Here is a 24,593-nt window from a genome sequence, read left to right on the forward strand (position 1 = left end):
TCATCGCACCCGCACAATCGCGGGGTATACTCGGGCGGGGACTAACGGCACGCAGTCACGCTAGCAGCGACGCAAACAAAGCGCTTGTGGGAACAGGGAAGCAGTGGAAATAGAAGTGAAAGTGAAGTGAAATTGGAGAGCAGGAAATTAAGGAGCGTCGATACAACAGCGGTTCACTCCCCTTGTGGTGGTGGTGGGTAGAACAGCTTTTCTCGGAGGAATGGCTCAGCACGCCGCCGGAGAATGTACGCGCCAGTCAGCATCGTTGGAAGCAGGAAGATGAGTGTAAAGAGGCTCACGCGCGAGACCATTATCGTGCTCCCGAGCACGTCGACAGGGATGCGCTGAATGTCGACAGCGATCATCCACGTCAATACGACGAACGGCGTGGCGAGCACGGCGTTCCAGAGGCCGGGTCGCACGCGATATCCGTGTTCGTAGCGGTCACTCCACGGAGCGGATGTGAGGTCTCGACACATTGCCATCACGCTCCACAGTAGTCCACTTATCAGCGCGAGTCCGAGCAGGAAGTTCACGATCATTCCGAGATGGAGTGGACCAAGCGTGAACTGACCAACCCACGGGGTCGGGGTGGCACTACCACCCGCAATAACTAGCTCTTGGAATGACCCCTTTCCGCCCCACTCGGTAAACAGTACCACGACGCCGATGAGCATCCCAAATCCGACGCCCATCCACGTTGGGCGACTTGGAACTGAATCTTCGTCAGTAGATATCAATACCCGAGCTCCGTTTCCAAACACGGACGGGAGCATGAGGAAGAAGCCCGCAAATACGAAGACAGAGGCGAAAGAAAACGCAATTCCGCCATCTCTTGCTCCCATGGCTGTTCCCATGAAGATGAGCACAAGGCTAAAGATGTTTGCACCGGCGATTGGCCAGACTCGATCCCTGCCAGCTGGCTTGTACCGTTCTCTCGATCGGGGTGACTCGAACGGTAGCGGCGAGACGAGTTCGTAGCTCGTGTAGCTTATTATGAGCGCTGTAAGAACGAACCCAAGCCCTGTCCCTGGGTTTTGTTGTGGCGCGTACGCGACCCCAAGCGCTGGAGCGGCCTGTGTGAACGCGAGAATGAGTATGATCGCGGCACCGAGACGAATACTCGTCGGCGATGTCGCTATCCCGGCAAACCGCTCTCGCGTGATCGAAATCGAGTCTGCAGGAGACTGTGTGAGCAGTCGAACGAAGAGCTCGAACGTATCTCTGAGCTGGTCGGCTGCCCACTCAAGCTGTTCTCGGATTGTGGGGTCGACGCGCTCAGCGCTCGATGTGCGCTCACGTTCACGCGTTCGGGTTCGTGCCCTTCGTCCCGCACGTGCTCGTCGCTGCCAAGCGTCGGCTTTGTCGGACTGGCGCTGCTGTTTCCACTGTTCACCGAAGCCCGCTCCTGCTCCTGCCCCCTGCGTCGATTCGCTGTGCCCGTTCTTCTGCACTTGCCCGTGTTGGTCGTACTGGGCGCGCTGTACTGGGTCCATCAACACCTCCTTAGCCTCGCGGATCTCCATGATCTTTTCTCGGGCGTCCGGCTCGTCACTCACGTCCGGATGGTGTTGTTTGACCTGCTCGCGGTAGGCTTGCTTTATTTCCGTCTCGGTGGCCTCCGGACCGACCCCGAGAAGCTCATAGTACGATTCGGTCATTCTGATCGGACGATGGATGTGTCACTGGTGGTGATGGATGTTCGGCTACTGTATCTCTGGGAGGTTTTGCTGCATGATCGAAAGCTCCTTGTCGGTAAAGCCGAAAACCGACTGGATCTCGATCTCATCGCCGATTTCGTGATCGACGTCCCTCGCGCTTACGTTCAAGATTCCGTTTTCATCGAGCATGAATTTGACCTCGATGTTCGCTACTCCTTCCGGTCGCTTCGGGAGTGGACCAAGCTCAAACTCATCGAGAAGCTCGTTCTCTTCGAGCCGGTCGCTGTCTCCCTGATAGACCGGGATTTCGATTTCGGTCTGACTGTCCTGTGCTGTTGTTGTCATATAGGAATTCCGAACCGGGATCGGGGTATTGCGTTCGATAATGACGTGATAGTACGGTTCATTGTTTTCTAAATCGATTAATCCGACGCCCAGCGACTGTGGGGCAACGTCGAGTAACACCGTATTGTTGACTGTCTGAGTCGCAGGCGTCCGTTCGGTGTTCGCAGTCGGTGCTGTTGTGCCTCCTGGGGTAGAGGCCGGAAGAATCTCGTGGTTGATGATCGCTGCCTGTGCGGCTGCGCCAATAGCAACGGCTTCGTCAGGGTTGATCCGCTTTGAGGGCTCTCGATCAAAATACTCCGTGATGCGCTTTTTAATCTGTGGCATCCGTGTTGCTCCGCCAACGAGAAGAATCTCATCGATCGATCGTTCGCTGTAGCCAGCTTCTTCGAACAACGCCTCACAAAGATTGATCGTCTTATCGAGGAGATCGCGGGTCATACGCTCGAACGTATCGCGTCGAAGCGTCGCCTCAATATCGTACGTATCTCCTTCGAATTCTAAAAACGGGATCGTAATCGTTGCTGTTTGTCGTGTCGAGAGGTCGTGTTTGGCCTGCTGGGCAGCGTCGAATATCCGCTCTTCGGCAGCCAGAGTGCCCTCAATCGAGATACCATGCTCGCGTTCAATTCGCTCTTCGAGCCATTCGACGATGGCCATATCCCAGTCGTCGCCGCCCAGTTGCGTATCGCCGTTGGTCGCCACGACTTCGAAAATACCGCTGTCGATCTCGATCAGCGAACTATCGAACGTCCCACCGCCAAGGTCGTAGACGAGAACGGTTTTGTCCCTGGCTGTCTGCAGCCCGTACGCAAGGCACGCCGCTGTCGGCTCGTTTATGATTCGGTCGGCATCGAATCCGGCGAGTGCACCCGCATGTTTGGTTGCCTGCCGTTGGCGGTCGTTGAAGTACGCTGGCACAGTGATGACCGCGCTTTCGATCGTCTGCCCAAGATACGCTTCAGCGTCCTGTTTCAGCTTTTTGAGGATGATCCCCGACAGTTCCTCGGGTGTGAATTCGTAATTTCTCCCTCCGATGAGTATTGTCTGATCACTCCCCATGTAGCGTTTGACTGAGAAGACAGTCCGTTTTGGATGGTTGACTGCCTGATTCGTCGCCTGCTTACCGACAAGAGCCTTTTCGGCGCGACTGTCGAACGCGACAACGGACGGAGTGGTACGATCACCGGTCACGTTCGGCAGAATGTCAATATTGCCTCCTTCAGCGTGCGCGATCGCACTATTGGTCGTGCCAAGATCGATTCCAATGGTTGGTGTCCCTGTCATAGGTGTTCACAGATGTCTCCATTCCGTCCCGTCCGTCTCCGTACCATGTGCGTCTCTATTATTGTTACCGTACATTGACGGTATTGGTTCGACGGCCTGAAGACAGTCGTCTCCTGATCGTCCGCATACGGTATCGCGAACAATCTGGCGACCATCACGACGGCCGATACTACCACACGAGGACATAACGATCATAAATTAGTAGGTTACGATGATGCCCTTTCGCGACATATCTTGCGGACGTTTTACTGGGGTGGGTCGTTTGGATCGCATTGAGCGTCGTACACTTCTCAAATCTTCGTTCACCATTACTCTTGATATTTCAGACGTATCAATTAGTGTCACTGTTTGTACTGATCCGCTTGGATCTGCACGTATCGCCCGCTCCGGTACCCGAATTTCGTCCATTCGTACCTGCCGAGGAGACCGAGTCCAGAAATGCCGGATGTCAGGGCATCGAAGGTGTGGTATCCGCCGTTCCTCATCATTTTGTTAACGTTCCTGAATGTACGGTCCCAGTCGGCCGGTTCGTAGTCGCGGACCACGTCGGCAAGCGCGACGTTTCGCAGAATCTCGTCCCCAATGGTGTGCTTCCATTCCGAATTGTATGCACGCAGCGCACCGAGGGCAGCGAGACGGCCTGCGATTTTCCCGGTACGGACTGCGACGTGATCGCCGCCTTCGTGAAACGCCGATGTCGCGCCCATCGCTCCGCCAACCACAGCAATGTTCGCTTTCGTTGGTGAATCGATGGGTCGCGTCGAGGAGATTGGATAGGTTTCTGTCCCGCCCCGTTTCCCCCGGTCTTCGACGAGCGGAAACGCTTCTTCGATGTCGTACTCGTCACCGTACTCACGTTCGAGCAGACGTCGAATGTACTCCGAACCGGCGGGGACAGTCTCGTCAGTGCTTTGAAGTAGGGCGTAGGATGTGGGGTCTTCGATGGTCGAGAGATCGAGACCGATCGGCATCGTCAGCCCAACGCGGGCGACAGTGCCATCGTTCGGGAACACCCACGGGTACGCCGTGTGTCCGGGCATCGCGCCCCACCAGAACTTGAGCATGTCCTCCTCGAACACTTCGTCCGGAAACTCCCGGTACTCCTGATAGGCAATGTGGTTCGCCCGTGGTGAGGCGAGCTTTTCGATCGTCCCGTCTGGAAGGAGTGAATCGAGCACCCGATTTGTGACGGTGCGTTGGGGCCCGTCCGCGAGAATCAGGTATTCTGCTTTGAGGGTCGCTCCGTCTCGAAGCGTTAGAGTGTGCCCGCTTTTTGCATCGACATCGATGCTCTGAACGCCGTTGCCGACGCGATAGTCGGCTCCGGCGGTCTCAGCACGCTCGCGTAACCAGTCGTCAAAGCGCGCCCGATTGAACGTAAATCCGAAGTTCGGATACGAACTCGTCATTCGCGTCGATCGGAGCGTTACGGTTTCGTTTGGCCCGTAGAAGGTCGTTCCATTCAGCTCACGACACTTTACCGACTCCGGAACTTCATCCGGACGCATATCCATGAGATCAACCCAGTAATCGAGCATCCCTGCTGCGTCTGTCGAGTCCGGTCCCGGGCCGTCGCGGTCAGCGCGAGGGACTCCTTTCTCGATGATTACGGTGTCAGCGTCTTCCTCTGCTGCCGCTCTTCCCGCCGAGGTGCCCGCCGGTCCACCACCCACGACGGCCACGTCCACGCGTTCCATAGCAATGATGCTCACACCGAACGAGAAAACGGCTTCGCTCCGACGGCACGGCGCGAACGAATCTCTCTCATCTGCACGAATCACCATATCTGCTTTCATCTCTGACAGATATGACAGCAAATAGCACTGTACTCGGTGGCCGAGAGATTCAAGACGGTTCATCTCCCGTTGATGAATGATGCGGCACGATCACCTCATCAGCGCAAAACAGTTGTCGCGGGCCGACATTGACACGGTGCTCGACCGTGCCGCCGACATCGCCCGTAGTCCTCCTGACGTCAATCAGTACGCCGACACCATTCTCGGTCTCCTTTTCTTCGAACCGAGTACGCGGACGAAAATGAGCTTCGATAGCGCGATGAAGCGTCTCGGCGGAACGACGGTTGACATGGGAACCGTCGAATCATCGAGCGTCAAGAAAGGCGAGAGTCTCGCGGACACCGTTCGTGTCATCGAGGGATACGCTGACGCGCTCGTTCTTCGCCACCCGAGTGAGGGTGCAGCGAAGATGGCGAGTGAGTTTGTCGACGTACCCATCATCAACGCTGGCGACGGTGCCGGACAACACCCGACGCAGACGCTACTCGATCTGTACACCATCCGCGAGAACGTCGGCTTCGATGATCTCTCGATCGGTATCATGGGCGATCTGAAATACGGACGGACCGTCCACTCGCTGTCACACGCACTAACGAACGTGGATGCCAGACAGCATTTCATCAGCCCAGAGAGCCTCCGTCTGCCGCGCTCGGTTCGGTACGATCTTCACGAAATCGGGGCGAACGTGCGTGAACACACGGGTCTCGATGACGTTCTCTCCACGCTCGATGTGCTCTATGTGACACGCATTCAGCGCGAGCGCTTTCCTGACGAGAACGAGTACCGGCAGGTCGCCGGTCAGTATCGCATTACTGCTGAGCTTCTCGCGGACGCAAACGATGATCTCATCGTGATGCATCCGCTTCCGCGCGTCGACGAAATCGCCCCCGATGTCGACGAAACGGAACACGCACAATACTTCCAACAAGCGCACAACGGCATCCCGGTGCGGATGGCACTTCTCGATCTGATGCTCGGCGGTGAGACACAATGAGTGAAAACGACCGCGAACTCCGCGTCAGCAAGATTCGGAACGGTACTGTCATCGACCACGTTCCCGGTGGACAAGCACTCAAGGTACTTGCAATCCTCGGTATCGACGGCTCTGGCGGCGAAGCTGTCAGTATCGGAATGAACGTCCCAAGCGAGAAACTCGGACGAAAGGATATCGTGAAAGTCGAGAGTCACGAACTGAGCCAGAACGAAGTGGACGTGATCTCTCTTATTGCACCCGAAGCCTCGATCAATATCATCCGCGACTTCGATGTCGTCGAGAAGAGCCGCGTCATCCGACCGGACCTTGTGACCGAAGTCATCGCGTGTCCGAACCGAAACTGCATCACGACGCGAAACGAACCTGTCGATTCGGAGTTCGACGTGCTTGAGGATGGCGTGCGGTGTGTCTACTGTGATACCATCGTGCGCGAAGATCTGACCGACCACATCGCTACCGATTGAATCCATCTCGTATTTAAAAGAAGCGTGTGAATCGCTCGATCAGTTAGTGTAGCGTAACGATTGAACGGCTCCATCTCGATATTCCCATAGATGATCGAGAAAAACGCTGTCCGTCACTCGTACGACGAGATCGCGGACACGTATGCCACACAGCGGTCTGAAAACAGTCCTGATACGGAGCTGCTCGCACAGTTTCTCGATACGCTCTCTGAACCGACCCGTATTCTCGACGCCGGCTGCGGGCCGGGAATCCCAGTTCTGCCTCGAATTAGCGCTGTGACAACGGCGATCGGCGTCGACGTCTCACGCGAACAGCTGCGGCTGGCCGAGGAGAACGCTCCCGATGCGCTCCTCCTCCAGAGCGATATGACAGACCTCCCGTTCGACGACGGAGTCTTCGATGCCGTCATTGCGTGTTGGTCGTTGATTCACATCCCGATGGATGACCATCAAGCGGTCATCGACGAGTTTGCTCGTGTTCTTCGTCCCCACGGACGGCTGCTCGTCTGCGAAGGAACTGACGAGTGGATCGGTGACAATCCGGATTGGCTCGAGAGCGGCGTTGCGATGCAGTGGAACATTGCTGGAGCAAGCGCAACACGAGCCCAATTGCACAACGCCGGTTTTACCATCAGTGACAGCTGGGGTGTCCCAGAGCCGCTGGGATCCGAGTCTGATTCGGACGGAAATGACGACTTGCCGTGGACGTTTTTCGCTGCACGCCTCGATACGTAGCTTCCGGTCGCTCCCGAACCACCACGAACGCTTATTACTAAGTAATACCACTAGGTTTTTCGATGACGCAATTACAGCGAGCGCGCGCTGGAGCAGTGACACAGGCGATGGAACGGGTCGCAGCGCGTGAGAAGAGGAGTACCGAGTTTGTCCGCGAACAAATCGCAACAGGACAAGCAGTCATTCCGTCGAACCAGCACCATACGGCGTTGGACCCGATGATCATCGGTCGAGAATTCGCAACGAAGGTAAACGCGAATATTGGCAACAGCGAGACAACGAGCAGTCGGGACGAAGAGCTACGAAAGCTCCATACGGCTGTGCACTACGGTGCGGACACGGTGATGGATCTGAGCACAGGGAGCGATCTCGACGCCATTCGTGAGACGAATATTGAGCATTCACCAGTACCCATCGGAACAGTACCGATCTACGAGGCGCTCAAACGCGCAGACAACATCAAGGAGATCACTCCCGAGTTGCTTCTCGATGTCATCGAAAAACAGGCCAAACAGGGCGTCGACTACCAGACCATCCACGCTGGAGTTCTGATGGAGCATCTCCCGCTGACCGAGGGACGAACGACTGGAATCGTCTCGCGCGGCGGATCGATCCTCGCGCAGTGGATGGAAGAACACGCCCAGCAGAACCCGCTGTACACCGAGTTCGAATCGATCTGTGAAATTTTCGCAGAACACGATGTGACGTTCAGCCTCGGAGACGGTCTCCGTCCGGGCAGCCTTGCGGATGCGAACGACGCGGCTCAGTTCGCAGAGCTAGAGACGCTCGGCGAACTCACCCGGACAGCGTGGGATCACGGGGTACAAGTGATGGTCGAGGGACCTGGCCACGTTCCAATGGATCAGATCGAAGCAAACGTCGAACGCCAGCAGGACGTCTGTGATGGCGCTCCGTTCTACGTGCTCGGCCCACTCGTGACCGACGTCGCACCCGGATACGACCACATAACGAGCGCTATTGGTGCTACTGAGGCCGCCCGTACGGGTGCAGCGATGCTCTGTTATGTGACTCCGAAAGAACATCTCGGACTCCCCGACGAGGACGACGTGCGCGATGGGCTTGCTGCCTATCGGATCGCTGCTCACGCTGCCGACGTTGCTACCGGACATCCCGGTGCACGTGATTGGGACGACGCGCTCTCTGAAGCGCGCTATGCCTTTGATTGGCGGCGACAGTTCGATCTCGCGCTTGATCCCGAGCGAGCGAAGTCATCCCACGATCAGACGCTCCCAGAAGAGAACTACAAAACGGCACGATTTTGTGCGATGTGCGGTGCGGAGTTTTGCTCGATGCGCATCGATCAGGACGCGCGTGATGGCAGTGATCTCGCTGCGCTCGACGCTGATACAACGGATCTCGACGCCTCGTCCGCTGCTGAGGTGAACCGCCCGCCAGTTGGAACCCACGAGACACGTCGCCTGCCATCGTGGCCGATTGCAGAACACAGAGCGGACGACTGAGTAGAAAAAGACTTGTTATATGCCCTCGTTACTGCAGTTGATGTCCAAGAAAGCACTTGTTGTGTTTGTATTGGTCGCAGTTACCGCCGCCGCGATCGTTGTAAAACGATAATCGCAGTTCTTAGCCGCGGTCACCGCGGCTTCGTAATTCACGAGGTGTCAAATACCGGTGGTACCTTGTGTGAACTGTTCACTTCACTGATCCCACGAACGAATGACTTACCCCGCGGTCTCGCGAATCGCGGGTATGTACGGCGTCGTCACCCGTAACGAAGAGGAGCTGACGTGGCCGGAGTTCGAGTATGCCTTCTACGAGGCAAAATCCGTCGCCGGTCGAGCTGCTTCTCCGCAGCCGAATGCAGTGAACATGGTCTCTTGTTTCGCCGATAACGCCGCTGCGCGTGACAATCCAGATCTCGTACCCGTGAGCGAATCAGGCGAGCGCGCTACCCGCGAGCAGCCGTATTTCGATTGGGCGTACGTCTGCCCGACCCACGAGCGCTACCGCGACGGTCTCCTTGAGATGATCGAAGAGTGTGCAGCCGTCAACGGCGATGTCCGTCTCGATGATGTGGGATTTCCGCGGTCGGAATACTGTCACTGCGAGCGGTGTGAACGTGCCTTTTCAGAAAGCGAGTACGACGATCGCTTTGCGTGGCGAGCGTCGGTCATCGAATCGTTCGTTGCCCAAGCCCGCGAACGGGTTCCTGGGCGGCTGTACCTCACGCTCTACCCAGATCCGTATCCGGGCCATCTCTACGAACGAACCGGAATCGATGTATCAGCGCTCGATAGCGTCGATGAGTTCGTCGTTCCAATCTACGACATGGCGTACTCGACTACTTACTGGCTCGAAGTTCTCGCCAACGGTTTTGTCGACAAACTCACAACACCATTCAGCATCGAACTGTACGCTGTGAACGTCGAGATTGACAATCTCATTACGGCGAGTGAGGTTGCACAGGCCTACGCGAAGGATGTCTTCTTTGGCTACGACGCGAGCAACGCACGAGCGACACTCCGGCGAATGGATGCGCAGGCGCGAGAAGGAAAGTCACACGGCCCCGACTAGCCGCGAAATCTGCTTGATTCCTTCTATATTCCCCACAAGATACTTACCAACAACCCACTCTGTTCTATATGAATCGGGCGTCGTGATACGCTCTCTGCCAAGACTGACATTCACGAGGTCTCGCGTTCGACCTCTCCCGGACGTGTGACCTCTCTGCCTCTGCGTCCGACGCCCCGATTCCTCATCTGGTGTCTTTCTTCTTTCGTACCAGACTGAATCGTGAGAGTACGCTCTGATAAGTGTCGGAACGTACACCGCGTGAGCTGTGAGGAACGAACACTGGGATTTTCCTTCGCCTGAGCTGTGTGGGTCGTGTTTTTGTAGTAGGGAGACGGACTGACGTTATCATGCTCAAACAGATGTCGCTTGCTGAAGCCATGCGTACGGATGTCGAAACCATCGAATCTGATGCCATACTCATCGAAGTCGGAAGACGGCTCCGGAAACGAGAGATTGGCTCCGTTGTCATCGTAGACGACGGTCCCCCTGTTGGAATTGTCACTGAGACCGATCTCGTTGAGTTCCTCGTAACCGGTGGCGACGTCGAAACCGTCACTGCAGCAGAATGTATGTCATCACCGCTGATTACCATCGATGCGTCGTCATCGATCATTGAAGCGGCGACGTTGCTCCGAGAGCACAACATCAAGAAGCTCCCGGTGCTTTCTGATGGTGAGTTGGACGGAATCGTCACCACAACTGATCTCGCATCGTATCTCCCTCAGTTTTCCGTCCAGCGGACTTCACGGGAACGTACCGAGGGCCGAGTTCCCCGTCCGAATCCTGAGATGGCCTACGACGATGAGGGGTGGCAGTTCGAGTACCGTGACACAACGTCTGGGACGTTCGGTGTTGGTGACGTCGTAGAGTTTTCGAAGGTCGTTACGGATGCTGATGTGCGCTCGTTTGCTGAGATAAGTGGCGACACAAACCGTCTGCATCTCGATTCAGAGTTCGCTGCACAGACGCGATTCGATCATCGCATCGTTCACGGAACGCTCGTCTCTGGTCTGATCAGCGCCGCACTCGCCCGAATTCCGGGGTTGACGATCTATCTCGCACAAGACATTAGCTATCTCGCTCCAGTGGCCATTGGTGATCGGATCACCGCGGTCTGTGAAGCCGCCGAAGCACTAGGCAATAATAAATATCGACTCTCAACTGATGTCTACGATGAGAACGACGAACGCGTTATCGAGGGCGAAGCCGTCATTCTCTTGGATGATCTTCCGGACACTGTTGACGAGGCGACCGAAGAAGATTAGAAACAGAGGGGAGATGTTTATCATTACGTGAATTACCAGCAATCGAACGAGTATTTGCTCTCTGTTGTTGTATCGATATTTCCATCTTTTTTGAGCCAGTCGGTCGCATCTCCGGACAACTGAACGTTTAACACTCACTCGAAAGAACGATCTGTATGCAGACGCACATCGTCCCGGTCGGATTCGACTACGACCGACTCATCGCACCACTCGTCCGGGATCAACTCGACGTCGACCGTGTCATACTTCTCGAAGGCGCGGTTGGAAGCGAGGCCAACGTCGAGTACTCCCAGCACCTCGCTGAAAAACTTGAGAAAGACTTCAGAAACCTACTCGGAGCAGAGACCCAGCGATTTGTTGTCGAAGATGTATACGATTACGACACCGCTTTCGAGCAGGCCTACGACCTGATCAACGCCGAACTCGATGGCGAACCACCCTCGGGAACCGATTCGGACGAGTTAGAGCGAGAGGATCGACCCCCAAAGGATGGCAGGCAGTGTGATAACGGTGCTGTCTGGGTTAACATTTCGTCGATGCCACGGACAGTGAGCTTCGCGTTTGCGACGGCTGCACACTCCATCATGGTCGAGCGCCAGAGCGAGCGCGAGCGCATTCGAACCTACTACACTGTTCCTGAGAAGTACTTAGAGACCGAACTCGCTGAGGAACTCCGAAAGGGGATCGATCTTCTCTCGGATCTTCAGTCTTCGGGTGTCTCCGATGAACGCATCGATGAGTGGGTGACGGATGCTCGGACAATGATCGATGAATTCGACGAACGCGGGACGACGATCGGCGCAAAATGCATCGGGGAGAGCCACATCGTCGAACTCCCTGTTGCTTCCTTCTCGAACGTCAAACCGTTCGAGGAGCTCATCCTGTTCACGCTCGGAGAACACGGCGAGTTCGCCAGCGTCTCGGAACTAGCACAAACGCTCGCGCGCGATCTGAACGAAGAGTACACCGACAGTTTCCGGTCGAAAGTCATCTACAACGTCGATCGGCTCGGTCCTGGCGGAAAGGGGTATATCGAACAGGAAGAACAGGGGAAGTCCTACCGAACCCGCTTGTCCCACATCGGACATTTGTGGGTCCGGTCACACGCCGACGAGAACGAGATGTGAGTAGCGCGGTTGTCGTCGATTCCGGGTGGCTGTCTTTCGGAACTCAAAACTAGTTGGTCTCTGACTCTGGGTCCGAATCCGGTTCCAGTGGAATCCGATTGAGTCCGACCGTATCGTAGTCCTGTTCGCTGGTAAGCACACGCTCATCACTACAGGCAATGACGCCAGCGTGAAGCGCATCAAACGGAGTCAAATGATACTCATTGAGGAAGGTCGCTGCGGCAAGAACGACATCTTCGTGTTCTTTTGGGACGATCGGGACGAGCTCCAGCAAATTAGAAATCGCTCGCGGTGTATCTATTTCGTACGCCGCTGTTTCATGATTGTAGAATAGCACTAAAACCTCGGCATAGGCTAGTATTGACGTGTGAATGTCGTCGTGCTCTTCGAGAGCACGGATAGCTGGCTTACGGAGCCAATCCTCGTCTTTCACGAGTGCCGTCAAGAAATCTGTTTCCACGTACACCTGTCAGTCCCCACGGTTCTGCGATCGGTGCTCGGCTTCGCTTTGGACCTCCCGGTGAATGGCCTTTCGTGCGTCTTCTTTCAGTTCGTCCGTGGTCTTCTCACCGAATGCGTCTCCGACAGCGGCTCGAAGCCCCGCAAGCGGGTCCTCATCGACGGGGAACAGTGCGACGTGGCTCGGGAGTTCGACGATGCGATACCGATCGCCAAACCGCTCTCGGACATCTTTCGGGAGATAGATTCGTCCCCGATCATCCGTCGATTTCGACATCTATACCCGAATATAGACGGGAAGATTATAAAAATACCCGCTTTTCTATCTATTTTCCCACTCGTCATTGGAGGACTATCCGCCGACGAGACAGGGTGAACAGGCGGACGCCTCGTTCGACGTTCGCATCACCAGATCACTGTGTTCACGCATCGAGCCGGGCTGCGAAAAACGGCGGTTTGGGATCGTCCTCGCCTCCCATCTCCGGGGCATCCCATTCACCCGTAATCCGAAACCCCGCGTTCTGTAGCTGTTTCCTGGTGGTCTCTGCTCCAGCCATACTCCATGTCATCTTGACGTCAGTATCGAGCCAATCGGTGTTCGTGCGTTCGAACTCCGTCGGAGATTCCGAGAGGAGGACGCGTCCGCCGGGAGAAAGAACACGTGCGAACTCATCAAGAACTGTTTGATGATCCGTGAGTGGAATGTGAATCACGGAGCGATACGCCGTCACGGCTTCGAAAACATCATCTCGAAACGGAAGCATCGTCATATCACCCTGTACAAGCAGTGCAGGCGAGACTGTTTCAGCGGCGAGCCGAAGTTGTTCACGGGAGAAATCGAGGCCAACCGCAGTCGTTCTCTCGCACAATCGACGAAGAATTGGTGTTCCTTGTCCACACCCAGCGTCGAGGATGCGTGTCGGCTCCGAAAGTGAATCGAGGAAATGATCGAGTATCACCATTTCACGACGACTCCCAGGGCGTTTTGCGGCGTATGTCTCCGCAAGTTCGTCGTATCCTCGACGGATCTTCTCTTTCTTTCCCATCTGCGAGACGTATGGCGGACAAACGTTCAATCTCTCGTCTACGGTGACTGTTCGTCGCACGACCTCGCCGGTGGACGAGAACTATTCTGAGATGTAATCATCAACCAAAGAAAAGACGCTCTACTCCAACTTCTTCGCACGCGTTGTGTACGCGAGAAAGACCGCAAGGACCGTAATGAGCACTGCGCCAGCAGCCGCGACCTCCAATGCAGAGAGAGTGACCTGTGTCGTTACGGAGAGCCACGGCACGCTATCGGCGACTGGAAGCGCGGTGTGGTGTGGTTGGCCAACGATCGGATAGAAGTAATCGACGACGAGATCGACAGTGTACCACGTGAGCGCAACGCCGATCGCCCAGCCGGGAAACGCAGAATAGCGATGGATGACGAACGCCTCGACGACCATCGCAAGATGACTCCAGAAGAGAAAGTTGTACATCGCTGGGTGGAGTCCCAGCTGTGCCCACGCAGGAAAGAATGCGAGCAGAACGTAGGGAGTCCACAGACCGAGTTTGATGCAACCAAAAAATGCGAACATGTTGATGACTTCATTGTTGCGGTCGAGCTTCCAGAGCGCGATGCTACAAGCGATGAAGAGCGTCGCAAGGGGACTGTCTGGAACGAACGGCCACATAACGACTGGTGTCGTAGCGAACTGAGATCGGTAGTACCAGAATCCGAAGGCAGTTCCGACGAGATTGATCGCAACAACGAGCCACGCGAGCCGAAGACCGAGATTCTCGATCGTTCTCGGAAGCGGGGCAACATACCGTGGGAGTGAATCGCGTGGTGGGAGCGAGTCGTCATCGAGATACGCGAGGAGTCGATTGTACCAACTCCACTGTGCGTCGTCGGATGCTATATCCATGCCTCTGTTTCAATCCCTCTCGTTCGATCAGTATCCGTGTTCGTATTCGTATCCCGTGCTCTCCCCACTTCGTCTCCAAACGAAGCCACACCAGTCTGTGGAGCGAACGTGTATACAGACTGGTTAAGTAGGTTCGGGTCAGTGATCCAACCATGAGCAACGAGACGAACATCGAGGAGCTAAAGCGCGGAACAGATCTCATCAAGCGCGGGTTTGCGAAGATGCAAAAAGGCGGCGTCATCATGGACGTCGTGACGCGAGAGCAAGCACGCGTTGCCGAAGACAGCGGTGCAGTGGCAGTCATGTCACTCGAAGCCGTCCCCGCGGATATCAGAAAACGCGGCGGTGTCGCCCGCATGGCCGACCCAAGCGCACTGAGAGAAATCATCGATGAGGTCTCCATCCCTGTGATGGGGAAATGCAGAATTGGACACACGAAAGAGGCACAGATCCTCGAAGCAACGGGAGCCGATATGCTCGACGAAAGCGAGGTGCTCACACCCGCCGACAACGAGTATCACATCGAGAAACAGTCGTTCACCGCGCCGTTCGTCTGTGGCGCGCGCACACTCCCCGAAGCACTGCGGCGTATTGACGAAGGCGCGGCAATGATCCGAACGAAAGGCGAAGCGGGTACCGGCGACGTAAACCAAGCGGTCACGCATCAGCGTGCGATCAAAAGTGCAATTCGAGAACTCGAAGGCCAGTCCAAAGAGGAGCGAGAAAAGTGGGCACGAGAGCACGAAGCGCCTGCTGACCTCGTTCACGAAACCGCAGAACGGGGCCGTCTTCCTGTCGTGAATTTCGCTGCGGGTGGTATCGCCACGCCGGCGGATGCAGCGTTGATGATGCATCACGGATGTGACGGCATCTTTGTTGGATCGGGCATCTTCGGGGCTGAAGACCCTGATTCGATGGGACAGTCAATCGTCGAAGCCGTCAACAACTGGGACGATCCAGATGCCCTCGCCGAGATTGCTGCCGGAATCGGTCGCGGCATGAAAGGCCAATCGAACGTCGGGATGAAAGACGAAGAGAAGTTACAAAATCGTGGTGTCTAAAATTCGGCCTGATCTGATGGAGTAGCATACGTTCGATCTCCTCAAGCTCGTTGTCAGTGTGTGTCATTTACTGTAGGGCAATTTATATTACTGGTGAATTAGTTGGATAACATAGATGGTAACATCAACAGAAATTGGGATGTATATAAAACAGGCGTACCTGCTCATCGACCGGGTGAGTGGGTGATTGTTGAATAATACTTACATGTCACGTCATTGCATGACAACGAAGATTAACTTTACCTACTCTGTAAGCAAATCACATGAAGACTGAAGTTATTGGCTCAGATCAGGATGACAGATTTTGGTTTCGTGCGCGAATTATTGCTTGCCGCGAACCATATCGGCGGCTGTATGGGATTCCGACGTCGGTGAATCCGTGGGCTATTCGCGCACAGTCCCGTATCCGTCGATTCACTCCTGAGTGGAGTGGGTGGACCCCGAGAGACGCAGGCATCCTCATCGACTTGCTCAAACAAAGTGAAAAAACGGTCGAAGAAGACGGCTACTACGAGCATATTCTAGAGTATGCGGTCTGTGTCGTCGCTGAAACGAGCTCACAAGCTCGTTCGCGCGCGAAGACCTGCCTCCGAAATGGTTCATTTCTCCAGTTCGACCTCGATGCGGTTGGCGCAGACGAAGCAGCAGCGCTCGAAGCGACTCCAGTTGCGACGCGTGCAATTGCCACCCAAACAGCCATTCATCCCTTGATTGGCGGCGAGTATTCCCCACCGATTCCGGAGATCCACCTCGCCAGTTCGTCCGATGAAATCGCAGGCGTCATCCGAATGGAGCTATCTCGGGAACAACTCAAAGAGCAGATCTCACGCGTTCGAACGCACCGCCGTCGGATGTATGACTGGGGACGATTCAAGCCCGAGTTCGAGCTGAATCGGCAGTTGAACGAGCGAATGCTCGCGGTTATAGACGCTGTCGCTGAAGACGATACCGGAATACTGGTCGCCTCCGTCCCGGTTACAGAGGACGAGCCAGAAGTAGCCGTCGTCCTCGTTTTGAGTCACGAATGGGTCAAACGGATACAGGATCGAGCCACAAACCGAGACTCCAATGTCGAAACAGTCCACTGGAAATTCCCGATTGCGGAATCGTCGCTCGATCACTTCCTTGCGTACGCCAACGAAGCAATCGACACCACTTCTCCACAAATCATCGGCCCGAGTCCGTTCGTCGAACCGAACGAGATGACAGACGCAGAAATGATATCAGCGAGGTGAGATCAGACGTGCTAGCACCGTGACTGAGCAACTATCACCTTCGGTTATCGATCTATTGACGTTCACATTCTTTCTTCGGTCAACAGAATCGTTGGGACCATCAGAAAATCTGTGCGCCGTCACCGATGTGCGTCTGGTAGGCGCGCGATTCAACACCAAATTCAGCGAACGAATCGAGCATAGCGTTCGCAATCGCGCGTTGTGCATGATCGTAACAGACTGCGATGATCGCTGGTCCGGCACCACTGATCGTAACACCGGTTGCTCCGGCCTGAAGCGCTGCCTTGCGGACAGTATCGTAGCCTTCAATGAGTTCTGCGCGTGCGGGAGTAACGATCGTGTCGTGCATCCCTCGGCCCACGAGTTCGGGATCATTTCGAGTCATTCCAGCGGTGATTGTCGCCGCTTTTCCGACCGTATCGACGACTTTCGAGATGGATGTTCGTTTGGGGACTACTTGCCGGGCACTGCGGGTCGAGACGACGATATCCGGGAGGCACGTAACGAATGAGATATCAGCGTCAATTTGGGTGATTCCGTCGTCCGTCGCAATCGTAAAGCCGCCGAGAATGGCCGGGGCGACGTTATCAGCGTGAGCATCTCCCGAGACAACGGCCTCACCTTTCGCGGCGATCGGTACGAGTTCTTTGCGGGTGAGTCCACAGTCGTACAGTACGTTGAGCGCGACAGCAGCCGCTGCTGCGCTTGCAGCCGAGGAACCAAGCCCTGAAGCCGGACGGACACCTTTGTCGATCTCGATTCGTGCTGGTGCATCGAGCGCTTGAGCAACAGCACCAACGGTGTTTTTTTCCGGGTCTTCAGGGATGTATTGGCTACCAGCCCCCGTCACATCTATCGTTGTTTTGTTGGCTTTCTCGACGCGCACGACATCCGCCGGGCGATCGAGGGCAACGCCGAACACATCGAAGCCACTCCCGAGGTTCGCACTCGTCGCCGGAGCCCGGACGGTCACCATGTCACCGCCTTATCCGAGCGTGCGGATAAATCTACCCGAATACGATCCTGTTCGATGTGTTTCAAAATCGACGGCCGCATATGATGTGATTCAGACGATACTACGGGGCTGATGAATCACGTCACATTGTTTGATAAACGTATTTGATAACCTCTGTTTTCTCGACCTTCCGTAGCCATGTTGTGGGCGCTCGTTTGTGTCTCGATTGGCGAATCAGACAGCTGTAGACATAGCTGTACGGTGAAATGAGAACTGTTATGAGTGGGCCGTCGTCGTGGATGGGAAACGACTTACGGAGAGCTATCTGACCGTATCGTATGATCGGTATCGTCGGTGGCGGTATCGCCGGACTGGCGGCTGCCTACCGGCTCAAGCGAGCAGGACATGATGTACAGGTGTTCGAAGCGAGCGACGACCTCGGGGGATTAGCTGCAACGTATGAAACACAGGGTGATCGGATCGAGAAATTCTATCACCACCTTTCGAAATCAGAGCAGACTATCGTCGATCTCGCTGAGAAGATCGGAGTCGGTGAGCACGTTGAGTGGCTCATCGGAGAGAATGCTTACTACGTCGACGGGAACGTCCATCAGATGGATACGCCGTGGCAGATTCTCGGATTCCCCCATTGGAGTGTCTACGACAAGTTCCGTTTGGGGATGCTCACGCTCGATATCGATATGCGCGGCGGCATCCCATCGTTCGACAGCTACGAGCGACTCGAAGATTTCGAGCACGTTCCTGTCAAGGAATTCGCTATCGATCACACCACACAAAACGTCTACGAGACGTTCTTCGAACCGCTTCTCGACGCGAAGTTTGGAAGCCGAAAGGAGGACGTGAGCGCAGCATGGCTGCTCGGTCGAATCAAGTTTCGTGGTGAGCGCGACCTTCTCCGTGGTGAGGTCCTCGGCTATATCGATGGCGGATTCGGTGTTCTGCTCGATGCACTCGTCGATGCCGTCGGCAGAGAGAATATCACTACCAACGCGCCGGTCACTGATCTCATCGGCGATGAGGAAATTGAATCTCTTGTCGTCGAAACTGATGCCGGAACGACGACCCACGACGTAGACAGCGCGATCGTCGCAACGATGCCAAACGTGCTGGAATCCCTGACTGGCTATCCCTGTGCTATTGACTTCCAAGGAGCGGTGTGCGCCGTAATCGGCATGGAAGAGTCACTCATGGACACGTACTGGCTCAACATCGCCGACGATGCACCGTTTGGGGCACTCATCGAACACACGAACTTCATACCGCGCGAGCGATACGGCGGCGAACACCTGCTCTACGTGGCAAGCTACGTGCAAAATCAACAGGAGGAGCTGTGGCAGATGAGTGATGAGGAGGTCGAGGAACACTGGCTGTCGGGGATTGAGGATCTGTTCCCACAGTTCGACCGCGACGCTGTGAACTCGGTTCGCATCGGGCGCAATCCAAGAACCGCGCCAATCTACGAACGCGGTTATCTCGATATGGTTGTCCCCTACGATCTGAGCGATGAGATCATGGATGGTGTCTACTACGCCGGTATGGCGAGCCAAGCACAGTACCCGGAACGAAGCCTGAACGGTGGATGCGTGGCTGGATACGAGTGCGCCGACCGAATCATCGAAACGCTTTCGGAAAGCGACGTGGAGGATGACTCCGACCGTCCCCGTATCGATACGGGGACGGCGTGAGCCTCATTCGCTCTCTGTAGAATCAGACATTCCCACTGCATCGCTGACATCGACGTCGTCGGGTTCATCTGCTCCACCCGTGGTGATTTCGCCGTCTGCGTCCTCGACGTAGACATCGTCTGCGTATCCGCTGACAGCGTTCGGCTGCGCCAGGTCGGCTTCGGAATCGTCGAGTCGATCGATAGTCGCTGGTGCATCGGGGAGGTCTTCGGGTTCGAACTCCCCAAGCGGTTCATCGATTGTGATACCGTGTCGTTCGAAGAACGACTCGTATCGATCGTAGTGCTCGTCGAGCTCGTCAGTCGGAATTTCCATCATTTCGACCCAGCCATGGTTGTAGAAGTCGAAATTCCCCTGAATGTGCGTGATTTCGCGCGCTTCAGCTTCGGAATATCCTTCTTCGAGTGCTGCCGTGTATGCATCAATTGTCCCATCGAAGAATCCATCGAGGTGCTCGCGTCGTTCTTCACGGTGGTTCTCGTCGGCTTTCCCAACGAAAATATTGGTGTGAAGCCGAACCAGACCAGTGTGAACGAGTGAATCAAGCCCGGGTGTTGTGAGCGCTTTCTTTGCAGCCCAGTGACGGACGTTCTGCTTGATCTTCATTGGGCGTGCTACGTGATGAACGCACATCAATATTGATCTCGCACTGCCCGGAAACTGAAACACGACGAGGGACGACGGATGACAATACATGGGAGATGAGCGAGATAGCAATCCACATTAAGCGCGGATTCATATCGTCCACTCATGGGCACGTCGCACGTAATTATTGGCGACGGCATCGCGGGAAGTTCGGCCGCGGAGACGATCCGCGAGGCTGACCCCGCTGCCGACATCACCGTACTCACCGATGAGGGTGAGGCACTTTACAATAGAATTCTCATCAAGGAATTCGCAAAGGGAAAGATGCCCGAGGGTCCCATCTCGATCCACCAACCGGAGTGGTATGACGAACGTGATATCGAACTCCGGCTTAATACGATGGTAACACGGATCGACGCCACCGCTCAGGAGATCCACACTCACGACGGTGACACCATCGGGTACGATGCACTTCTCCTTGCGACCGGAGGAACGCCAGCGCAATTACCAGTAGAGAACAGTGATGCAGAGGGGATCCATCACTTCTGGACGTTTGAGGATGCTCGTGCAATTGAAGAGCACGCATCGCGCGCCGACACTGGTGTCATCGTCGGTGCAGGACTGCTCGGCATCGATCTCGCGGCTATTTGTGGGGCCCAGGATGTCTCCGCGCAGTATTTGATGCGTGGCAATGCGTGGTGGCGATACGCATTGAGTGAGGAGGGCGCAGAGATCATGCACGAGGCGATGCGTGAGCGTGACGTCACGCCCGTCTTCGACAGCGGTGTCGATCACTTCGAAGTCGATGACACGGGTCACGTGACTGGCGTCGTTGATCCTAACGGCGAGCACTACGAGGCTGACTTCGTTGGTATTGCAATCGGTCTCAACTTCAATACAGAGTTCCTCTACTCCAGCGATATTGAACTCACGGACAATGGCAGCATCGTGACCGACGAACACATGCGAACGAACGTCGAGAACGTTTACGCGGCGGGCGATGTCACCTATTTCTACGATAATATCCTCGGTGATCAGGCCCAAAACGGTGCATGGGGAAGCGCGAAAGAACAAGGTTCGATCGCCGGAACGAACATGGTTCGTGATACGGGCGGTGAAGAGGACGAAGCAACGTTCAGTTGGGTCTCATCGTACTCGATTACCCACTTCGACTTCCCGTTCCTCTCCTTTGGCCATCCGACGCTTGGCGACGAATCGGCCGAACGTACGTACTCCGACACCGAATGGCGACGTGTTTCCATCAAAGACGGAAAAGTTACTGGCGGCGTGCTCATCGGTAATCTTGCTCCACAGACCAAACTCAAACGCCTCGCGCGAGAACAAATTGATGTGAGTAATTCGAAGGATCTACTCCTCGAAGAAACCATCGACGTCGATAAGTTCCTCAAACAAGAGGCGGAAACATAATACACTGCGAAGGAGCTTACACGCCCGATAGCGCTCGTGGTGATACTCTCCAAGCTCCAATCGACGCCCACGCTGAATTTTGACTCATCGTCGAGTGATCGGGGAGCAAACACTTCTTTGTAATATATTTCCATTCTGATCACCGACGAAATCGATCTTCTGATTCGCCGTTCGATCTGATGTACTGTCGATCAGCAAAGATACCAAAAAGATAATCTATTATGGGATAGATTCTCGATAGCGTCACGGACGACGAAACTGATGAGGTACTTCGATTTCACGATAACGCCCGACAATGGCTCCATTCATCCGATAGATCTGATCCTCGCGGAGCATCCCGATGTAACGCGTGAGGCGCTGTTGCACATCAACGCCCTTGGTGATGGAACTGGTGTTATGCTTTATCGGCTCCGCGGAGATTCCGCTGCTGTCTCTGAGGAACTCAGTGACAGTGATGTGATTAGACACGATATTCTCGACGTTCAAGGAGACGTATTCCACCTCTATCTCCACGTTCGTCCCGGTGAGCCAGCAGGGCGATTGATGGCACTTGCTCAAAAGTACGCGCTTATTATCGACACACCACTTGCGTTCACCGACGGTGGTGGACTCCGACTGACCGTTGTCGGAACACACGATATGCTACGGCGAGCACTCGAAGATCTTCCCGACGATATCCAGATCTCTGTCGAACAGGCGGGTCAATACTCGCCCGAACGACCGCATCTTCTCTCTATCCTCACCGACCGACAGGCCGAAGTCTTTCGGACAGCAGTCGAGAAAGGGTACTACGAAATCCCGCGCCGAACGACCCACGAAGACATCTCTGACGAACTCGGCTGTGCTCCATCCACAATTGATGAACACCTCCGAAAGGCGGAGTCGCGTGTTCTCTCAACACTCGTAAAGTAATCCGCTGGCCCGGAGAGCCAGATTACGTCTTCATTTCTGTCTCTCTTCTGTGGGTGGACAACGCTTTCTCTCTGTGACTCGCCACTCAATTGGGAGTTGGAGCGCGCTCTTCGTGTTCGCTGTATATCCGATCGACTTGTCCGGCATAGCGCTTGAGGATGTTGCGACGCTTTTTCTTCATCGATGGGGTGAGGAGATCGTTTTCGGGTGTCCACTCCTCGGGGACGAGTTCGAACATCTTGATCTGTTCTTCGGGCTCGAACTGCTCGTTGACAGTATCGACGTCCTCGAGGATCCACTGGCTGACACGCTCGTTCTGACAAATTTCTCTTCTGGTTTCGGGAAGGTAGATATGATTTCTGTCCGCCCATCGCTCGACGGTTTCGAAGTTCGGGACGATGAGTGCACTGACGAACTTCTCATCGTCCCCAATGACCATCACCTGTTCGACGCGGTCGCTGGTGGAAAAGGCACTTTCGATCGGGCCGGGTGAGATGTTCTTGCCAGTCGAAAGGACAAGAATCTGCTTGAGTCGCTCGTGAAAGACGAGATAATCGTTATCGAGCTGTTCGACAATGTCGCCGGTGTGAACCCACTCATCGGTGAATGCATCCTCTGTGGCTTCTGGTTTTTCCCAGTAGCCATCGGTCACGTTCGGTCCACGGACCAGCAACTCCCCGATTTCGCCTGATGCGCCACGCTTCTGTTCTTCTTCGAGCAGCGAATCGTCGAAAGCGACTTCCACGCCCGGCAATGGCGGCCCGAGCGTTCCAGCCTGAATATCTTCCAACGGGTTAACACAGACAACAGGTGCAGTTTCGGTGAGTCCGTATCCTTCGGCGATCGGGATGCCCATGCCACCGAACAGCTCGGCGAGATCTTTCGAGAGGCTCCCACCTCCACTGATGAAAATCTCGAGATTCTCTCCCAGCTGGTCTTTTACGTTGCTGTATACCAGCCGATTCGCAATCGAGTATTTCATCTTGTGAATACTGCCGTGGTTCTCCATCTGGTTGTGCTGGCGAGCAATACCAACTGCCCAATTGAAGATTCGCTTTTTGATCGACGATTCGCTCGCCTGCTCTTGCATGCTGTCGTAGATTCGTTCGTACACCCGAGGGACGCTTGTCGCTGCATTCGGTTTCACGATCCCAATGTCGTCTGCCACTGTGTCGGGCGATTCGGCGTACGCAACGGTCACCCCCGAGGCAAACATGAGAAAGTGACCGGCCGTACGTTCGAACACGTGTGCTAATGGCAGAAACGAAAGAAACGTCATCCCTTGCTCGACGGTTGGCAGGTCGGGGGGCTTATCCGGTCGCGGTCCGAGTCGCTTTCTGATTTGGTTGATGTTCGATCTGATCTGTTTGTGAGTGAGCTTGACACCCTTTGGCTCACCGGTTGTCCCAGAGGTGTAGACGATACTCGCAAGATCATCGACATCACGCTCGTTGAGCCAGCTTTCGAGCTTCAACGGCCACGCTATCCCTTCGCCTCTCTTATGGATATCGCCGAGCGACATAATGTCATCTCGGTCATTATACCGGAACAGGTCGTCCATTGAGACAATAAACGAGAGATCAAGTTCGGATTCGACAGCGAGAACGCGCTCTAAGAGCGTTTCGTTTTCGACGATGACGGCTGTCGCTCCGGGATTATCGAGCAGATACTTCACCTGCTGGGGTGAGGATTCGGCGTAGACCGTCGTTACAACAGCACCTGCGACCTGCAACGCGAGATCGACCTGTGCCCATTCCATGCGCGTTGATGCAAAGATTCCAACACGGTCTCCCGACTCGATTCCACAATCACGGAATCCCGCTGCGAGATTGTGGACGATGTGTTGCATATCGGAATATTTGAGCGGTGAGTATCGTCCCGGCGGTGAGGCGTCGATCACGCCGGCCGACACAAGCGAGCGCTCGTACACACCGCCTTTGTAGAGTTGGGCGTTGAGATCACGATTGCGGCTGGTGCTCCCCTCGAACAATCGGCCAAGCGTCGACATCCCGATGACATCGTCGTTATTATCTCCGTACTGTTGCTCTGCTTCGAGCCATCCGGATGCGAGATTTTCAGTTGTGTCAACCATTACCTCGATCATATGCGTCT

Annotated in this window: 22 protein-coding genes; 12 read left to right on the forward strand and 10 right to left on the reverse strand. The window is 55.2% G+C overall.

Annotation, left to right across the window (positions count from 1 at the left end; translation table 11 throughout):
- Positions 1 to 173: 173 nt before the first annotated feature.
- The 3 genes from MW898_RS02995 to MW898_RS03005 all read right to left on the reverse strand — a co-directional run bounded on the left by MW898_RS02995 (position 174) and on the right by MW898_RS03005 (position 4,990).
- Entirely contained in the window at positions 174 to 1,661 is a 1,488-nt protein-coding gene (locus MW898_RS02995; RefSeq protein ID WP_248904440.1) for a J domain-containing protein, read from the reverse strand.
- 45 nt (positions 1,662 to 1,706) lie between these two features.
- Positions 1,707 to 3,293, reverse strand: a complete 1,587-nt coding sequence (locus tag MW898_RS03000; protein ID WP_248904442.1) for an Hsp70 family protein — start codon at positions 3,291 to 3,293, stop codon at positions 1,707 to 1,709.
- A 341-nt stretch (positions 3,294 to 3,634) separates the two neighbouring features.
- Positions 3,635 to 4,990: an NAD(P)/FAD-dependent oxidoreductase gene (locus tag MW898_RS03005; protein ID WP_248909697.1), complete on the reverse strand. Its 1,356-nt coding sequence runs from the start codon at positions 4,988 to 4,990 to the stop codon at positions 3,635 to 3,637.
- Positions 4,991 to 5,168: 178 nt separating this feature from the next.
- Between MW898_RS03005 and pyrB the strand changes: the two genes are divergently transcribed.
- From pyrB to MW898_RS03040, 7 genes are all read left to right on the forward strand, one after another.
- A complete protein-coding gene (gene pyrB, locus MW898_RS03010) occupies positions 5,169 to 6,083 on the forward strand; it encodes an aspartate carbamoyltransferase (RefSeq protein ID WP_248904445.1) in 915 nt (304 codons plus the stop codon).
- The gene (gene pyrI, locus MW898_RS03015; protein WP_248904447.1) at positions 6,080 to 6,547 is read left to right on the forward strand and encodes an aspartate carbamoyltransferase regulatory subunit; all 468 of its coding nucleotides are present in this window, start codon (positions 6,080 to 6,082) and stop codon (positions 6,545 to 6,547) included. The genes pyrB and pyrI overlap by 4 nt, the downstream gene beginning before the upstream one ends.
- A gap of 90 nt (positions 6,548 to 6,637) precedes the next feature.
- Positions 6,638 to 7,282, forward strand: coding sequence for a class I SAM-dependent methyltransferase (locus MW898_RS03020; RefSeq protein WP_248904450.1), 645 nt, complete (start codon positions 6,638 to 6,640; stop codon positions 7,280 to 7,282).
- A gap of 62 nt (positions 7,283 to 7,344) precedes the next feature.
- A complete protein-coding gene (gene thiC / locus MW898_RS03025; protein WP_248904452.1) occupies positions 7,345 to 8,763 on the forward strand; it encodes a phosphomethylpyrimidine synthase ThiC in 1,419 nt (472 codons plus the stop codon).
- Positions 8,764 to 9,010: 247 nt separating this feature from the next.
- Positions 9,011 to 9,835 carry a hypothetical protein gene (locus tag MW898_RS03030; protein WP_248904455.1) on the forward strand — a complete coding sequence of 275 codons (825 nt, stop codon included), beginning with the start codon at positions 9,011 to 9,013 and terminating at the stop codon, positions 9,833 to 9,835.
- 347 nt (positions 9,836 to 10,182) lie between these two features.
- Complete coding sequence (locus MW898_RS03035; RefSeq protein ID WP_248904456.1) at positions 10,183 to 11,100, forward strand: CBS domain-containing protein; 918 nt, start codon at positions 10,183 to 10,185, stop codon at positions 11,098 to 11,100.
- Positions 11,101 to 11,255: 155 nt separating this feature from the next.
- Positions 11,256 to 12,227 carry an HFX_2341 family transcriptional regulator gene (locus MW898_RS03040; protein WP_248904458.1) on the forward strand — a complete coding sequence of 324 codons (972 nt, stop codon included), beginning with the start codon at positions 11,256 to 11,258 and terminating at the stop codon, positions 12,225 to 12,227.
- A gap of 49 nt (positions 12,228 to 12,276) precedes the next feature.
- On the opposite strand, the gene MW898_RS03045 is transcribed toward MW898_RS03040, so the two are convergent.
- The 4 genes from MW898_RS03045 to MW898_RS03060 form a co-directional block, all read right to left on the reverse strand.
- Positions 12,277 to 12,693, reverse strand: a complete 417-nt coding sequence (locus MW898_RS03045) for a PIN domain-containing protein (protein WP_248904459.1) — start codon at positions 12,691 to 12,693, stop codon at positions 12,277 to 12,279.
- A gap of 3 nt (positions 12,694 to 12,696) precedes the next feature.
- Entirely contained in the window at positions 12,697 to 12,963 is a 267-nt protein-coding gene (locus MW898_RS03050) for an AbrB/MazE/SpoVT family DNA-binding domain-containing protein (protein WP_248904460.1), read from the reverse strand.
- A 145-nt stretch (positions 12,964 to 13,108) separates the two neighbouring features.
- Entirely contained in the window at positions 13,109 to 13,732 is a 624-nt protein-coding gene (locus MW898_RS03055) for a class I SAM-dependent methyltransferase (protein WP_248904461.1), read from the reverse strand.
- 120 nt (positions 13,733 to 13,852) lie between these two features.
- The gene (locus tag MW898_RS03060; RefSeq protein ID WP_248904462.1) at positions 13,853 to 14,599 is read right to left on the reverse strand and encodes a DUF1405 domain-containing protein; all 747 of its coding nucleotides are present in this window, start codon (positions 14,597 to 14,599) and stop codon (positions 13,853 to 13,855) included.
- A 152-nt stretch (positions 14,600 to 14,751) separates the two neighbouring features.
- Between MW898_RS03060 and pdxS the strand changes: the two genes are divergently transcribed.
- Entirely contained in the window at positions 14,752 to 15,660 is a 909-nt protein-coding gene (gene pdxS / locus MW898_RS03065; RefSeq protein ID WP_248904463.1) for a pyridoxal 5'-phosphate synthase lyase subunit PdxS, read from the forward strand.
- Between the two features lie 263 nt (positions 15,661 to 15,923).
- Entirely contained in the window at positions 15,924 to 16,895 is a 972-nt protein-coding gene (locus MW898_RS03070; RefSeq protein WP_248904464.1) for a hypothetical protein, read from the forward strand.
- A gap of 100 nt (positions 16,896 to 16,995) precedes the next feature.
- Here MW898_RS03070 and MW898_RS03075 read toward each other — a convergent pair whose 3' ends face one another.
- Complete coding sequence (locus MW898_RS03075) at positions 16,996 to 17,871, reverse strand: homoserine kinase (RefSeq protein ID WP_248904465.1); 876 nt, start codon at positions 17,869 to 17,871, stop codon at positions 16,996 to 16,998.
- Positions 17,872 to 18,188: 317 nt separating this feature from the next.
- On the opposite strand from MW898_RS03075, the gene MW898_RS03080 reads away from it, so the two are divergent.
- Positions 18,189 to 19,556, forward strand: coding sequence for an NAD(P)/FAD-dependent oxidoreductase (locus MW898_RS03080; RefSeq protein WP_248904466.1), 1,368 nt, complete (start codon positions 18,189 to 18,191; stop codon positions 19,554 to 19,556).
- A gap of 3 nt (positions 19,557 to 19,559) precedes the next feature.
- On the opposite strand, the gene MW898_RS03085 is transcribed toward MW898_RS03080, so the two are convergent.
- Positions 19,560 to 20,162 carry a DUF6149 family protein gene (locus MW898_RS03085; RefSeq protein WP_248904467.1) on the reverse strand — a complete coding sequence of 201 codons (603 nt, stop codon included), beginning with the start codon at positions 20,160 to 20,162 and terminating at the stop codon, positions 19,560 to 19,562.
- 144 nt (positions 20,163 to 20,306) lie between these two features.
- On the opposite strand from MW898_RS03085, the gene MW898_RS03090 reads away from it, so the two are divergent.
- Together MW898_RS03090 and MW898_RS03095 are read left to right on the forward strand one after the other, a co-directional pair.
- Positions 20,307 to 21,569 carry an NAD(P)/FAD-dependent oxidoreductase gene (locus MW898_RS03090; protein ID WP_248904468.1) on the forward strand — a complete coding sequence of 421 codons (1,263 nt, stop codon included), beginning with the start codon at positions 20,307 to 20,309 and terminating at the stop codon, positions 21,567 to 21,569.
- Positions 21,570 to 21,830: 261 nt separating this feature from the next.
- Positions 21,831 to 22,481 carry a helix-turn-helix domain-containing protein gene (locus MW898_RS03095; RefSeq protein ID WP_248904469.1) on the forward strand — a complete coding sequence of 217 codons (651 nt, stop codon included), beginning with the start codon at positions 21,831 to 21,833 and terminating at the stop codon, positions 22,479 to 22,481.
- Positions 22,482 to 22,566: 85 nt separating this feature from the next.
- Here MW898_RS03095 and MW898_RS03100 read toward each other — a convergent pair whose 3' ends face one another.
- Positions 22,567 to 24,573: an AMP-dependent synthetase/ligase gene (locus MW898_RS03100; RefSeq protein ID WP_248904470.1), complete on the reverse strand. Its 2,007-nt coding sequence runs from the start codon at positions 24,571 to 24,573 to the stop codon at positions 22,567 to 22,569.
- Positions 24,574 to 24,593: the final 20 nt, after the last annotated feature.

The sequence above is a fragment of the Halocatena marina genome (assembly GCF_023276375.1).
GTDB classification, from domain to species: Archaea; Halobacteriota; Halobacteria; order Halobacteriales; family Haloarculaceae; genus Halocatena; species Halocatena marina.

Excerpts from the sequence above, each read along its gene's own strand:
- MW898_RS02995 (WP_248904440.1), bottom strand. The coding sequence starts at position 1,661 with ATGACCGAATCGTACTATGAGCTTCTCGGGGTCGGTCCGGAGGCCACC.
- MW898_RS03000 (WP_248904442.1), bottom strand. The coding sequence starts at position 3,293 with ATGACAGGGACACCAACCATTGGAATCGATCTTGGCACGACCAATAGT.
- MW898_RS03005 (WP_248909697.1), bottom strand. The coding sequence starts at position 4,990 with ATGGAACGCGTGGACGTGGCCGTCGTGGGTGGTGGACCGGCGGGCACC.
- pyrB (WP_248904445.1), top strand. The coding sequence starts at position 5,169 with ATGCGGCACGATCACCTCATCAGCGCAAAACAGTTGTCGCGGGCCGAC.
- pyrI (WP_248904447.1), top strand. The coding sequence starts at position 6,080 with ATGAGTGAAAACGACCGCGAACTCCGCGTCAGCAAGATTCGGAACGGT.
- MW898_RS03020 (WP_248904450.1), top strand. The coding sequence starts at position 6,638 with ATGATCGAGAAAAACGCTGTCCGTCACTCGTACGACGAGATCGCGGAC.
- thiC (WP_248904452.1), top strand. The coding sequence starts at position 7,345 with ATGACGCAATTACAGCGAGCGCGCGCTGGAGCAGTGACACAGGCGATG.
- MW898_RS03030 (WP_248904455.1), top strand. The coding sequence starts at position 9,011 with ATGTACGGCGTCGTCACCCGTAACGAAGAGGAGCTGACGTGGCCGGAG.
- MW898_RS03035 (WP_248904456.1), top strand. The coding sequence starts at position 10,183 with ATGCTCAAACAGATGTCGCTTGCTGAAGCCATGCGTACGGATGTCGAA.
- MW898_RS03040 (WP_248904458.1), top strand. The coding sequence starts at position 11,256 with ATGCAGACGCACATCGTCCCGGTCGGATTCGACTACGACCGACTCATC.
- MW898_RS03050 (WP_248904460.1), bottom strand. The coding sequence starts at position 12,963 with ATGTCGAAATCGACGGATGATCGGGGACGAATCTATCTCCCGAAAGAT.
- MW898_RS03055 (WP_248904461.1), bottom strand. The coding sequence starts at position 13,732 with ATGGGAAAGAAAGAGAAGATCCGTCGAGGATACGACGAACTTGCGGAG.
- MW898_RS03060 (WP_248904462.1), bottom strand. The coding sequence starts at position 14,599 with ATGGATATAGCATCCGACGACGCACAGTGGAGTTGGTACAATCGACTC.
- pdxS (WP_248904463.1), top strand. The coding sequence starts at position 14,752 with ATGAGCAACGAGACGAACATCGAGGAGCTAAAGCGCGGAACAGATCTC.
- MW898_RS03070 (WP_248904464.1), top strand. The coding sequence starts at position 15,924 with ATGAAGACTGAAGTTATTGGCTCAGATCAGGATGACAGATTTTGGTTT.
- MW898_RS03075 (WP_248904465.1), bottom strand. The coding sequence starts at position 17,871 with ATGGTGACCGTCCGGGCTCCGGCGACGAGTGCGAACCTCGGGAGTGGC.
- MW898_RS03080 (WP_248904466.1), top strand. The coding sequence starts at position 18,189 with ATGATCGGTATCGTCGGTGGCGGTATCGCCGGACTGGCGGCTGCCTAC.
- MW898_RS03085 (WP_248904467.1), bottom strand. The coding sequence starts at position 20,162 with ATGAAGATCAAGCAGAACGTCCGTCACTGGGCTGCAAAGAAAGCGCTC.
- MW898_RS03090 (WP_248904468.1), top strand. The coding sequence starts at position 20,307 with ATGGGCACGTCGCACGTAATTATTGGCGACGGCATCGCGGGAAGTTCG.
- MW898_RS03095 (WP_248904469.1), top strand. The coding sequence starts at position 21,831 with ATGAGGTACTTCGATTTCACGATAACGCCCGACAATGGCTCCATTCAT.
- MW898_RS03100 (WP_248904470.1), bottom strand. The coding sequence starts at position 24,573 with ATGGTTGACACAACTGAAAATCTCGCATCCGGATGGCTCGAAGCAGAG.